The 11,868-nt window shown below is 41.0% G+C and carries 15 protein-coding genes; 2 read left to right on the top strand and 13 right to left on the bottom strand.

The genetic code is table 11. The features are described from left to right. Positions 1-68: 68 nt before the first annotated feature. The 4 genes from SAR02S_RS04075 to SAR02S_RS13165 are packed head-to-tail and all read right to left on the bottom strand — an operon-like array spanning position 69 to position 3,920. Positions 69-431 (bottom strand): hypothetical protein, encoded by a 363-nt coding sequence (locus tag SAR02S_RS04075; protein ID WP_041957102.1) that lies wholly within the window; start codon positions 429-431, stop codon positions 69-71. A 4-nt stretch (positions 432-435) separates the two neighbouring features. Then, positions 436-1,074 (bottom strand): 4Fe-4S dicluster domain-containing protein, encoded by a 639-nt coding sequence (locus SAR02S_RS04070; protein ID WP_041957101.1) that lies wholly within the window; start codon positions 1,072-1,074, stop codon positions 436-438. A gap of 12 nt (positions 1,075-1,086) precedes the next feature. Continuing rightward, positions 1,087-3,363, bottom strand: coding sequence for a molybdopterin-dependent oxidoreductase (locus SAR02S_RS04065; RefSeq protein ID WP_041957099.1), 2,277 nt, complete (start codon positions 3,361-3,363; stop codon positions 1,087-1,089). Next, a complete protein-coding gene (locus SAR02S_RS13165) occupies positions 3,360-3,920 on the bottom strand; it encodes a TorD/DmsD family molecular chaperone (RefSeq protein ID WP_052433517.1) in 561 nt (186 codons plus the stop codon). The genes SAR02S_RS04065 and SAR02S_RS13165 overlap by 4 nt, the downstream gene beginning before the upstream one ends. A gap of 203 nt (positions 3,921-4,123) precedes the next feature. Here SAR02S_RS13165 and SAR02S_RS04055 point away from each other — a divergent pair, with 203 nt between their 5' ends. Continuing rightward, positions 4,124-4,867: a ferredoxin-thioredoxin reductase catalytic domain-containing protein gene (locus SAR02S_RS04055; protein WP_041957097.1), complete on the top strand. Its 744-nt coding sequence runs from the start codon at positions 4,124-4,126 to the stop codon at positions 4,865-4,867. 12 nt (positions 4,868-4,879) lie between these two features. Here the strand turns inward: SAR02S_RS04055 and SAR02S_RS04050 are convergent, their stop codons facing one another. The 3 genes from SAR02S_RS04050 to SAR02S_RS04040 form a co-directional block, all read right to left on the bottom strand. Then, positions 4,880-5,446, bottom strand: coding sequence for a toxin-antitoxin system YwqK family antitoxin (locus SAR02S_RS04050; RefSeq protein ID WP_041957096.1), 567 nt, complete (start codon positions 5,444-5,446; stop codon positions 4,880-4,882). Positions 5,447-5,527: 81 nt separating this feature from the next. Then, on the bottom strand, positions 5,528-6,628 hold the full coding sequence (gene ychF, locus SAR02S_RS04045; protein ID WP_041957093.1) for a redox-regulated ATPase YchF: 1,101 nt from the start codon (positions 6,626-6,628) through the stop codon (positions 5,528-5,530). A 98-nt stretch (positions 6,629-6,726) separates the two neighbouring features. After that, the gene (locus tag SAR02S_RS04040; protein ID WP_041957091.1) at positions 6,727-7,092 is read right to left on the bottom strand and encodes a NifB/NifX family molybdenum-iron cluster-binding protein; all 366 of its coding nucleotides are present in this window, start codon (positions 7,090-7,092) and stop codon (positions 6,727-6,729) included. 126 nt (positions 7,093-7,218) lie between these two features. Between SAR02S_RS04040 and SAR02S_RS04035 the strand changes: the two genes are divergently transcribed. After that, a complete protein-coding gene (locus SAR02S_RS04035) occupies positions 7,219-7,809 on the top strand; it encodes a DUF134 domain-containing protein (RefSeq protein ID WP_041957090.1) in 591 nt (196 codons plus the stop codon). Position 7,810: 1 nt separating this feature from the next. Here SAR02S_RS04035 and SAR02S_RS04030 read toward each other — a convergent pair whose 3' ends face one another. The 6 genes from SAR02S_RS04030 to SAR02S_RS04005 form a co-directional block, all read right to left on the bottom strand. Then, positions 7,811-8,197: a DUF6858 family protein gene (locus SAR02S_RS04030; protein WP_041957088.1), complete on the bottom strand. Its 387-nt coding sequence runs from the start codon at positions 8,195-8,197 to the stop codon at positions 7,811-7,813. Positions 8,198-8,238: 41 nt separating this feature from the next. Next, entirely contained in the window at positions 8,239-9,207 is a 969-nt protein-coding gene (locus SAR02S_RS04025) for an SLAC1 anion channel family protein (protein WP_041957086.1), read from the bottom strand. Positions 9,208-9,507: 300 nt separating this feature from the next. Continuing rightward, on the bottom strand, positions 9,508-10,044 hold the full coding sequence (locus SAR02S_RS04020) for a PAS domain-containing protein (RefSeq protein WP_041957084.1): 537 nt from the start codon (positions 10,042-10,044) through the stop codon (positions 9,508-9,510). A 10-nt stretch (positions 10,045-10,054) separates the two neighbouring features. Next, positions 10,055-10,408 (bottom strand): chaperone NapD, encoded by a 354-nt coding sequence (locus SAR02S_RS04015; protein WP_041957082.1) that lies wholly within the window; start codon positions 10,406-10,408, stop codon positions 10,055-10,057. Continuing rightward, entirely contained in the window at positions 10,405-11,352 is a 948-nt protein-coding gene (locus SAR02S_RS04010) for a WD40 repeat domain-containing protein (protein WP_041957080.1), read from the bottom strand. Before SAR02S_RS04010 ends, SAR02S_RS04015 begins: the two co-directional genes overlap by 4 nt. Continuing rightward, positions 11,349-11,867: a ferredoxin-type protein NapF gene (locus SAR02S_RS04005; RefSeq protein ID WP_041957078.1), complete on the bottom strand. Its 519-nt coding sequence runs from the start codon at positions 11,865-11,867 to the stop codon at positions 11,349-11,351. The genes SAR02S_RS04010 and SAR02S_RS04005 overlap by 4 nt, the downstream gene beginning before the upstream one ends. Position 11,868 lies beyond the last annotated feature (1 nt).

Raw genomic sequence — 11,868 nt, 5'->3', positions numbered from 1 at the left:
TATCATTTTGGCTTTTTTGCGGTAAAACGAATCTTTGTATTTGCAAGACTTGCAACCAAAATACCGCCTCAGCTCCCCTTATACATCAGATTCACACGAACCGACATCTCATAAACTCCCTCAACCAAAGGTTTGATGCTCGTTTTAGGGTACCAACCTTGAACTTCAGGCTCACTCTTGGGTGATTTTAGAGTATCCACAAAAACACTTACCATGTAGCCTGAGGGAAGTTCAGGCTTTTCGAGCTGTATTATAACGAAGTTTTCTTCGCCTACCACGTAGTTTTTAGGCTCTACAAGCGTAACGTTTTGGTGGGATAATGCCTCAAAACGAGGGTCACCAAAACTACAGGTACTCGGGGGAGGATTCCCCCAAGCGTAAGAAAACACAACACTACAAGCGAACACTAAAGTAAGAAGTGTTGCTCTCATGAGATTATCCTTTTGGAAGTCTATAGACCTCTTTTGGCATCGAAGGGTGGATAAAGCGCGTCGTCGGTTTCGTCTCCGCGTTGATCGCATAGTCAATGCCTATCGGAGAAGCATTGGCATACTCTTTATACTTTGGATCGTGAAGATCAATGATAGCAATAGCGCCTACAGGGCAAGACTGAACACATGCCGTTGTTTTACCATCCGCTTGTCTTTCCCAACACATACTGCACTTCTCCGCTTGTCCCATCTTTTCATTGAACTTTGAAGCGCCAAACGGACATGCTTTAACGCATCCTCCACAGCCAATACAGATCGTTTGGTCATGTTTACAAATGCCCGTTTCAGGATCTTTCGTATGCGCTCCCACAGGACAAATCGCCACACACGCTGGATTTTCACAATGGTTACATGCAAGTGAAAAGTAGAATCGCTCCATCGGCATCTCCGCTGTGGGCGCTTTTTGGTACGAAACTAAGGTTGGTAAAATATTGTTGTTATCAATATGATACTCCTCCGCTCCGATCTCACGCACCTTTCGCCACAAAATCCCTTTATCTTGATGATACTGATTTTTACAGGCCATTGCGCACGTATTACATCCTAGACAGATACTGCCATCGACTAAAAAAGCTTTTTGCATCACAATCTCCTGTTATAGTTTTCTAAAATTGACAAAGGTATCATGCAGTGCAACGCCAGGCGCACCTGTCTTAAATGCACCCATGTCAGAGCTGGTATCATCGATAAGCTCATTGACGTTGTAAATGTTGTTGTTATACCACTGCTCGTACATCAAAACGGTTCCTGCTTGAACATTGTCGGTGAGTTTTGCTTTCACTCGTAAGAGTCCTTGTTTGTTAAAGACCGCTACGGTGTCACCCTCTTTGACCATTTTGGCTTCCGCATCATCAGGGTTGATGTACACGTAAGGCTCAGGATGCACATCTTCCATCCACTCTAAGTTTTGGAACTGTGAGTGCAAACTCCATCTGCTGTGAGGTGAGGTCATACGGAATTTATCGTACGGTTTACGTACTTCAAGATACGTTGGTAATGCGCTTCCAAAAAGTTCCAATGCTTTGTCCGAGTAAAACTCAAACTTACCGCTTGGTGTTTTAAACTTGCCATCGGCATACGGGATCACCGCTTTAGCTTTGACGGGTCCGTTTTTAAGCTCTTCCCATGATTTGATGCCAAATTGCTCGTAAATGCCAGGGTTAAACTCTTTGACCATCATCGCTTTAGTATCGACACTTTGAGGGAAAGTACACGAACCAGCTTGAAGTTGATTCATGCGTTTGGAAAGCATTGCTGCAATTTCAAGATCGGATTTGACTTCAAAAAGAGGTTTGATCGCTTGCTCATTAAGGGTTAACCAATAGTGCCAGTACGAGACGTTCACATCGTACTCCTCAAATTGCGTCGCGACAGGGAGAACGATGTCTGCCCATTTGGCGGTTTCATTGAAGAACTGGTCTGCCACTACAACAAGGTCAAGTTGTTGGAAAGCACGGATGAGTTGATTGCGGTCAAAATCTTGTGCAAAAACGTTTTTACATGCCACCCAAAGCAATCTTACTTTTGGCTCTTTTGCGTTAATCAGTTCGCGCGCGGTTTTGTTGATATTTAAAAAGCGGTCGGTATAGTTTGATTTAGCATCTTTACCTTGCGCAACATCCCCTTTTGCCCCTTCAGGACCCGTATAACCCACACTGCCTTCTGGTTTTGGCATGCTGAGCGCTGCATAGTTAAAGCCCCATGTATTGAGGTGACCATAACGTGCTCCACCTGCGTATTTGCCGATGTTTCCAGAGACTGCAACGAATGCGTCAATCGCTCTGATCATCGAACCGCCATTGGTGTGACGTTGCATACCATACCCCATCCAAATGGTTGCAGGTTTCGCTTTTGCAAACGATAAAGCCAACTCTTTAATCATTGCAAGAGGAATGCCTGTGATTTTGGAAACATTGTCTAATTTGATCTCTTTATCGAGATATGCTTTGTACTCTTTGTACCCTTTTGAGTTTGCATCGAGCCATTTTTGATCGTGCAAATTGGCGTCAATAATAATCTTCGCCATTCCAAGCGCTAAAAGACCATCGGTGCCTGCTTTGATCTGAATGTATTGACTTGCTTTAGAAGCTGCTTCTGTGAAAACGGGGTCGATGACAACAACTTTAGCCCCTTTTTTCTTGGCTTCATAAATGTATTTCATCGAGTGAATTGAGTTACTCGCAGGATTGACACCCCATAGAATAATAAACTTACTGTCTTTCATCTCTTCAGGATCGTTACACCACATATCACCCATATCGAGGTTCTGCGCGTCAATTCCTGCTGGCCAACACGGTGTGCCCGCAAGTCTTGTCGTATAACCAATGGAGTTAAACATACCCTCAATACCATAATGCGTGATACCAAAATTACCAGAGTATTTTGTCAGTGCCGCACCTAATAGTGTGCCATCCTCTTTTTTCATCTCTAACAGTTTCTTCGCGATAATATCCATCGCTTGATCCCATGAGATGCGTTTCCAGTTGCCTGAACCTTTACCACCTACTTGCATCATCGGGAATTTAAGACGACGCGCTGAGTAAACGCGCTTGACGTAAGAATTGCCTTTAACACAACAACCACCTCTGGTGTATGTAGATTCAGTCGCACCCTCGATAAACTGCATCACACCATCTTTAACGTAGGTTTTAATACTACAGGTGTCGTAACAGTTTCTAGGACAGGCATTACGAAAGGTTTTATAACTCTTCTCACCTAGGTACGGTATTTTAGTATTAAGATCTTCATTGGCTTGGAGAATGCCTCCAGGGAATGAAGACAACACACCACTGGCGGCAAGCCCTTTTAAAAAACTTCTTCGGCTGAGTCCATTGTTCACAATGGACTCAACGTTTTCCTTTGAGTAACTCATGCGGTAACTCCTTGTGTAGTAGTTTCTCTTATCAATAACGATTTGAGCTGTAATAAAATAAAGGTCATGGCTTTGGAGTCATGCTCACTGTGCTCTAAGGCACGCGCAATGAAGCGCGGCACCCAAAGGCTTAAGTGTTCATGTAAAAAATAGTGACGAAGGTCACTTAAGTAAGTTATTCCTTTAGCCTCTTCAAGATAGAGTAGTTGGTAATACGCGTCCAGTTCAACACCCAAATGATCATCGGGAATGATGTTTTTGAGTGGATTCGTAAAGCCCATCGTTTCGTACAATTCTCTTACATGTAACGTACTTTTTGACATCACCACATCAGGATCATCGATGTAAATGGAAGCAAATGGGTCGGCAATAGGCTCCATGGGACCTACAAAATAACGATTAAATTGCACTTCCAAATCCTCTTCCGAAATTTCAAGGCATGAGTGAAGCGCACCAAACGCAATTTTAAGCTCTTTGGAATTTTGAGCATTAAAAATATCACGAAGATGTTTGAGTTCATCCAGTCTTGAACGGTCTTGCGGTTGAATCGTTTGCATCTTAAACTCTTTTTTTAATTTATTTTTTTAACCAACTAGAGAAATAGTAAAGCAAAAAAAGAGCAAAAAAATCGCAAAAGGGTTTACATGTAAAATCAATCTGCTCTTTTTCTTGATGCTTTACATGTAAAGCGTTCTTTTAATTTTCTTCCAATACAAATTCTCTATAATACGGCATATAAAAATAAATGAAGGAAATACATTTGATAACTAAAATAGATATGAACTCACCCGAATTTTTAGCAGAATTTGAAAAAACAGAAGTATTTACCGACAAGGTATGTGAGCAATTTGGCTTTTCATACACACCACTTACTGAAGTAAAAGAGTCGATTCAACAGGGCTTAACGCGTAATAAACTCATCTACGGCAAACGCTACTGTCCCTGTTTTATGGTCATCGGAAGCACACCCGAAGAGCAAGCCAAAGCAGATAATCGCTTGTGTCCTTGTACCCCTGCACTCACGGTAGAAATCCCTCAAAAAGGCAAATGCCACTGCACAATTTTTTGCACCCCTGAACACGCGCGCGAACTTGCCAAAGAAGAGAATATAGAAGAAGTAGCTCATACACACGTTAGGGGCTTAAGCAAAGAAGAATGTGAAGTGTTAATGAAAAAAGAGCAGCTCGATAGCAGTGAGCTTGAAGCACTCCTAGAAGCTAGAGAAAATGGCAACGTGAAGTTCAACCTTGTCGATACACGCGAGTGGATGGAGTGGATCGGAAACCGCATCAAAGGAACAGACTTCTTGATCCCAACCACCAGCTTTCACAATGCTATGGAACAGTTAAATGGAAAAGAGAACATCCCTGTTATTTTATACTGTTACAGCGGAAGTAGGAGTGCGTATTGTCAACGCATTTTAAAACATATGGGTTTTAAAACTGTCCTCAATCTTGAATATGGGATTATGGCGTATGATGGAGAAACGCAGAGTGGAGAGTAAAATGAGAAGAAGCTACTTTGTAGCTTCTATCAACTCATCACGATTCAGTTCTATCTTATTGCCTTGGTCGTTGTAGTCAAAGCCTTTGAGGATTTTCCCCTCTTTAAATTCGATAGTTCGGATCAACTGACCTGTTGGGCTGTAAAGTTTGGTGATGCCCGCTGGTTGGTTCTTTTTGAAAGGTGTTTCGCCTTGGAGTTTGCCGGTTGGGTAGTAAAACTTTCCGACACCTTCAGCTTCGTCATTGACAAAAGTGACTTCGGTTTGAAGCACACCTGATTCGTAATACTCTTTTTTGAGCCCTTCGATTTTATCGTTTTTGAAAGGGGTTTCGCTTTTGAGTTTGCCTGATTCGTAGTAGATTTTGCCAAGACCTTCGCGAAGTCCATTTTTAAACGGTGTCTCGCTTTTGAGTTGTCCAGCTTCGTAGAAAAATTGTCCAATGCCGTTTGCAAGTTTGAGTGTTTGTGTCTCTACCAAAACACCATCTTCACGGACATCTAACTCTTCGTATGTATATGTTCTCTCAGCCGCGCAAAGCATCAGTGCCGAACATACTAAAGTAACCCATAATTTCATGAATGACTCCCTAAAAAAATTTGAAATGTAAAAGAAGAATGTTTACATGTAAAGCTTTTACATGTAAACATTTAAAGCAGTTTATACGTTAAATCTAAAGTGCATTACATCGCCATCTTGAACGATGTATTCTTTACCTTCTAGGCGCATTTTACCTGCCTCTTTTGAGCCAGCTTCACCCTTATAGGCGATAAAATCATTGTAGCCAATGACTTCCGCACGGATAAATCCTTTTTCAAAATCGTTGTGAATAACCGCCGCCGCTTTAGGAGCACGCCAGCCTTTTTCAATCGTCCAAGCACGTACTTCTTTGACACCTGCGGTAAAGTAAGACGCAAGACCAAGTTTGTCAAAGGCTAGACGAATGATCTGTTTAAGACCTGATTCTTCAATGCCAAGCTCTTTTAAGAACTCTTCGGCTTCATCATCCTCAAGCGCGATCATCTCTTCTTCGACTTTCGCACATAAAACAACAACATCGGCACCGACTGCTTTGGCATGCTCTTTGACCGCTTTTACAAAAATATTTTCTTCTAAAAGCCCCGCTTCATCGACATTGGCACCATAGATGATGGTTTTATTGGAGAGAAAACGTAGCTCTTTATCGAGTGCTTGGAAATTTTCATCGTCTTTACGAGGAAAAGTGCTGACAGGTTTAATGTCATCAAGGTGTGCGCGAAGTTCCGTGGCGATTTCTGCCATCGCTTGCGCGCCCTTTTCAAGTTTGGCTTGACGTTTAAGACGGTCTAGTTTTTTATCCAGCTGTTGAACGTCTGCAAAAATGAGCTCGCTTTCGATGATCTCGATATCACGAAGCGGGTTGATACTGTTTTCAACGTGCGTGATGTTCTCATCTTCAAAACAACGCACCATGTGTAAAATGACTTCGACTTCACGAATGTTAGACAAGAACTGATTGCCAAGTCCTTCACCCGCACTCGCACCTTTTACCAAACCAGCGATGTCCACAAAGTCCACCGTTGAGTGCTGAATGCGCTCAGGATTGACAATCTTTGCAAGCTCTTCAAGTCTTGGATCGGGAACGGGAACAACAGCCTTATTGGGCTCTATTGTACAAAAAGGATAGTTTGCAGATTCTGCATTTTGCGCTTTGGTAAGTGCATTAAACGTGGTTGATTTTCCGACATTGGGGAGTCCTACGATACCGACACCTAAACCCATTGATTGACCTTTTTAATTAGCTTTTAAGGGGGATTTTACCCAAAAGCGTCTTAAAAACTGACATCTGCCGTAGCCGTATCAGTTTTATGCTCATTTTTTTAATGATGTGCACAGGTATGATTTGGGTCAATCTTAACCGTTTTTTCCGCTAAAAAATCGCTTAACGCATCTTTCACTGTTTCGTTTTTGTCATCGAAATAAACAGCAACATTAACAGCCAAAAACTTTTTCAAAGGCTCTCCACCGATGCCTGAAACCACAAGTGTATCAGCTCCCAGTGCTTGTATATTTGCCACAGCATTAGCGCAGCCTCCGGTTACATGACCAGGGTTTTTATACACTTTTACTTCTTTAACAACACCGTCTTCTACGACAACTGCCGTATAAAACGTTGCCTTACCAAAATGTGCACCTCTTTTTGCTTCAAGCCCATCGTCTTTCATTGTTGGAAATATAATAGTCATTTTAAATCCTTTTCTTGAGTTTAATATTCTATTTGAACATATGTCCAAAATAATACTCTCATAATGGACATATGTCAAGTATTTCAAATCATGTTATAATATGCCATCAACACGTAAAGGGGAATTATGGCACGCCACAAAAGTAAACGATCTATTTCGTTTCGTCCACCTTGTAGCCATTTTATTCCACAAGAACATGCCTTACACGAAGAAGCTATCTCCCTTTTAGCCGAAGAGGTTGAAGCACTCTATCTGATGGATTTGTTGGAGCTGTACCAAGAGGAAGCTGCACAAAAGATGGAAGTTTCTCGCCCAACTTTTGCTCGCATCATTAAATCAGCGCGCAATAAAGTCGCTTTGGCACTACTTGGAGGTCATGCTTTGCATCTAGAAAGCAGTAAAGAACGTTACGTGGTTGCCTTGTGCAGTGAAAGTGAAACCTCTCCTTACACAGTATTAAATCCTAAAGGCAAGTACATTCATTTTTTCACGCTTGAGAACCATCAAACCATTGAGAAGCAGATGATTCCTAATCCTCTGCTTCTCAATCAAACAAAGCCTTCTTCCGTCTTAAGTGAACTTTTCGTCAATCAGCGTGTTAATGTATTTGTTACAGGAACTATTGGACAAGGGTTTAAAAGTACTCTCTCCACTAAAGGAATCCCCGTACTTTTAAGAGAGGCGATAACGGACGAAGAGATTACAGCACTTTGGTAGATTAATCTACCAACGCTTTTGCCCATGCCTGCATCACCGCATGAAGCTCCTCTTTCGGTGCTTCCATAAATTCAATCACAAAACGATCCTCAAACTCACAAATCCCGATGCTTCGAGGGCGAACTGCGACCATTTTAGTGCTCGGAATGGCACTTCCAAAACAAAAAACAATATTTTGAACATCTTTTAACCCTTCCATAATTTCACCACCCAATGATTTCGTATGAGCATAGTGGTCAAAAATGGCTATAAAATGTGCTACAGGATGAGCATTTATTTTCTCTTTAAAGTAGTCAAGCATTTGAGTCATGCTCTCATAGCGCAGTTCTGATTTTCGCAATGTGAGTGAATGAATAGGATACTTATCCATAAAAACTGTTTTTTCCATATAATTTTCCTTTGATATTTAATGATAAATCTGTAACGTGTCTATTCTTGTACGCAAATTTCGCCTTTGCGGATATGCGCTACCGTTTGGTAAATAACAATAGAAATCACCACCGTTGTCACACCCACCATAACATATGAGAGTGCTAAAAGCACAGCATCTTTGGTTTCATGGTACATCAGCATCGAGCTAATCGCCATAGCCGCCAGTGGAAATACAAATGCCCACCAAGAGATAAAAAATTTGATTTTAACAAAATTTTTATACATAAATGCGACTAGGAGTGTAAAAAAGAGTGCAAGATTAAACAGCATGGTTGCAAAGACATCTACCACACCATACATTTTATAATACGCGAGAAAGCCAACCGCAGGGGGAGCGATGAGAATAAACATTGTCGGCATAAACTTCACGGCTAATTGATGATGAAAAATGATGCGATTGAGTAAAATAGCAAATAGTATCACCCAAAAGAAAATACCACAGCTAAAAAAGTACATCAGTACACCTTGACTCGCAAAGCCTATGCCACCTACTGGAACCAACACATTTCCCACAACGGGAATAAACCATGCAGGATTTGAGTGATCTAGTTCTTGATTATTATTGATCCAAAACGAGATGGTATGCATGGTGAGGTAAAAATGAAGTCCAGATCCGGCATACCAAAAAAGAGCCGATACATTAACATTGACCTCTTTGTAAATAATCGCTAGCATCAACATCGAAATAGAAATAGCTGCAAAAAAATTGAGTCTTATGGGGTGTGAAAATTCTTTTTTTACGATAGACGCGTATTTGATGTATTTTCCAAGGTAGATCAAAGAGATCATCACAAACAATGCAGTTGAAACCACCATTAAAACTGCTCCGATCATCTCACTAAACCCTAACCAAAGTGCCGCTTTTTGGTACATAATCGTTAAACCACTTAGTCCCATAACCATCGCATACATCATGATCGGAAAGAATTTTACTCTGTTGTTTTCACATGCAAGAACTTCGTCCATGCCTTCTCCTAATTATAATTTATAGTAAATATAATTATAAGAATATACTTTTATTAATTAGAAAAGTATAAATAAATACGGCTATGTTTTAGCATTAATAGAAAAAAGATTAGACTTCTTGCAAAACTCGATTTACAAGAAATAAAAGCACCAAAGGTGCGTGGGCTTTCTGCCGAGGAAAACGCAGTGTTAACATAGCTTTCTCTAAAAGTGTTTTGTTGCGTTCTGCAAGAACTCTATTATGAAAATACAAAGAAAAGTGGTGGATTGAAGCGTACACTTCAATCCAAAGAAGTAGAATTAAAAGAGGGTGTCACCTAGAATATCGTTAATAATCTTATCGCTAGAACATGCTTTTTCGCGTGCAAGTGTTTCAACTTTATGCACAAGATCACTTTGAAGATAAACAACAACGCGACTTTTGTGCTCTTCTTGTTCGCATTTTTCATCGTAGGTGCGTTGCATTTTTACTTTTGTCTCTTCGTCCATAGGCACACGTAATGATTTATACTCAATGAGTACGCCATCTTTATAGACACCTGAAACTTCTGCATAAACCCAGTAGTAACCGCCATCTTTGCGAAGATTTTTGACATACCCTTTCCACATTTCGCCTCGTTGCAGTGTTTCCCAGAGTGTTTTAAAAACCGAGTGAGGCATATCGGGATGGCGTACGATGTTGTGGGGTTTGCCGATGAGTTCATCAACCTCATAGCCAGAAATCTGTGCAAATGTTTCATTGGCATACGTTATTTTTCCGCTTAAATCCGTACGTGAGACAATGAGTTCATCACTCGGAACCGTCGTTTCAACAAACATCTGATACGTCGTTTGCATGGGAAAGCCTTTAGTGTATTTTCTTCTTCAAATCACCCTTATAGACAATGTCTTTGAATGCAATCGTTTCATCATTGAGTATGGGTGGGACATTTGGCGAATGCTCTAGTTTTTCTCTCTCACTGTCGAGTTCATCTTCACTGTATGCCATCATCATATCGGCACAGATGACATGAGGAATCTGCTCGATCTTTTTCATCTTTGACATCTCTTCGTCGATGTTTTCACCCTCAATCGTCACGATGATCTTACCTTTTTCTACATCGTGAAAATGGTAGTCACAAAAATCGCTCGCCTCACAAACAGCGATGATTTCTTCGACATATTCTGGCTTCGCTTGTATAACAATACTTGAAATATTCATGGGAGTCTCCAAATCATAATAAATTGATCGTCACTGCTACTTACTAGCTCTTTGTCGCTAGCAAAAACAATGGTATTGAGCGTACTTTTTTGCCCTTTAAGCGTATGGACTTTACCTTTAGAGGCAAGATCAAAAAGGACAATATCATTTTGTTCATTAAAGGCAAATGCGCCCAAATTCAGGCTGGGGCTAAGAGCACCTGCGTAGATAAGAAATGAGCCATCAAAGCGCTCGTATGCACCACTTTTAAGATCGTAAATAATGCCTCTGCGATCTTGCCCAGCACAGAGGATTTTATCCTTTTTAAAGTCAACTTTATAGACATTGTCCACATTACCGCCTTTTAGTACGGTGATAATCTTGCCACTAAGCGCATCAAAGACACTTATTTCACCTGACTCACTGGAACTTGCTACCATACTCTTCGCTTCATTCAATGCAAAATCGCTAAAGTGGGAAGAGGAAGGTTGAATGCGGTAGATCTCCTTTTTGGTTTGAATGTCCCACAAAAGAAATTCGTTGCTCAAAAGAGCAACTAAGATGCGGTTTTTATCAACAAACTTGGCTTTGGAGATGAAAAGATTGGCGTGAGCGTCAATGAGCACTTTAGGCTTACCCTCTTCGACAAGGTAAAGCTCACGTGAGCCACTACTGGCTTGAACCACCGCTAAAAATGTTTTGCCTAACATATCCACCGAGAAGACTTTGGGAGCTACCTCATCGCCTGTAAAGTCTTTGATCTTTGGAAAAACAATTTGGGAAAGTTTAGAAGCATCTTCTACTTTGTACATCTCAAGCGTTCCCACACTCGTTCCTGCGATGATTTTACCCTCCACAAGCGCTATTTGTTGAACGTTTCCACTTGCTTGAATGATGCTTCGAGGGCTTAATTCTGCGCTTAAAAGCATGCTTGAAATAATACTTAAGAGTAGAAGATACTTCATGCTTGCTCCTCATGTTTTATACCAATAGCATCGCTTGGACAAATGCCAATACACATACCACAGCCATTGCACACATCCATCTCTATGTGTGGACGGAAAAGTCCTAAAAAGTGAATGGCTCTAGGCTCACAGGCATCAAGGCAGCTGTTGCACAAACTTTGATGCCATGCCATACATGTCATTATATCAATCATAGCTTTTACATGTAAATCTTTTTCATCTTTACATGTAAGGCTTAAAACATCACTAGGGCACGCACTTGCACACGCTTCACAAAACGTACAACCCCGTTTGGTAAAGTCTAAGCAAGGCGTATGAGCAGCATCGAGGAAGATAATGTTTTCTTCACAAGCATTCATGCACGGTGTATCGTTACATGTAACGCAAATATCAGAAAATTTATACCCCTCTTGATGATACGGTGGGCGCACTACACACAACTCATTTTGAATTTTTTGCGCCTTTTTCATACCAAAAAGAGAGGTAAAAACCCCTCTTCTGCTGCCATTTGTCATG

Source organism: Sulfurospirillum arsenophilum NBRC 109478, from assembly GCF_000813345.1.
Taxonomy (GTDB): Bacteria; Campylobacterota; Campylobacteria; order Campylobacterales; family Sulfurospirillaceae; genus Sulfurospirillum; species Sulfurospirillum arsenophilum.
The sequence above is the reverse complement of the archived record's forward strand: the minus strand, read 5'-3'. Positions and strand labels throughout refer to the sequence as shown.

Coding starts and splice junctions, on each gene's coding strand:
- SAR02S_RS04005 (WP_041957078.1), bottom strand. CDS start 11,867: ATGACAAATGGCAGCAGAAGAGGGGTTTTTACCTCTCTTTTTGGTATG.
- SAR02S_RS04010 (WP_041957080.1), bottom strand. CDS start 11,352: ATGAAGTATCTTCTACTCTTAAGTATTATTTCAAGCATGCTTTTAAGC.
- SAR02S_RS04015 (WP_041957082.1), bottom strand. CDS start 10,408: ATGAATATTTCAAGTATTGTTATACAAGCGAAGCCAGAATATGTCGAA.
- SAR02S_RS04075 (WP_041957102.1), bottom strand. CDS start 431: ATGAGAGCAACACTTCTTACTTTAGTGTTCGCTTGTAGTGTTGTGTTT.
- SAR02S_RS04025 (WP_041957086.1), bottom strand. CDS start 9,207: ATGGACGAAGTTCTTGCATGTGAAAACAACAGAGTAAAATTCTTTCCG.
- SAR02S_RS13165 (WP_052433517.1), bottom strand. CDS start 3,920: ATGCAAACGATTCAACCGCAAGACCGTTCAAGACTGGATGAACTCAAA.
- SAR02S_RS04030 (WP_041957088.1), bottom strand. CDS start 8,197: ATGGAAAAAACAGTTTTTATGGATAAGTATCCTATTCATTCACTCACA.
- SAR02S_RS04040 (WP_041957091.1), bottom strand. CDS start 7,092: ATGACTATTATATTTCCAACAATGAAAGACGATGGGCTTGAAGCAAAA.
- SAR02S_RS04065 (WP_041957099.1), bottom strand. CDS start 3,363: ATGAGTTACTCAAAGGAAAACGTTGAGTCCATTGTGAACAATGGACTC.
- SAR02S_RS04035 (WP_041957090.1), top strand. CDS start 7,219: ATGGCACGCCACAAAAGTAAACGATCTATTTCGTTTCGTCCACCTTGT.
- ychF (WP_041957093.1), bottom strand. CDS start 6,628: ATGGGTTTAGGTGTCGGTATCGTAGGACTCCCCAATGTCGGAAAATCA.
- SAR02S_RS04050 (WP_041957096.1), bottom strand. CDS start 5,446: ATGAAATTATGGGTTACTTTAGTATGTTCGGCACTGATGCTTTGCGCG.
- SAR02S_RS04070 (WP_041957101.1), bottom strand. CDS start 1,074: ATGCAAAAAGCTTTTTTAGTCGATGGCAGTATCTGTCTAGGATGTAAT.
- SAR02S_RS04020 (WP_041957084.1), bottom strand. CDS start 10,044: ATGCAAACGACGTATCAGATGTTTGTTGAAACGACGGTTCCGAGTGAT.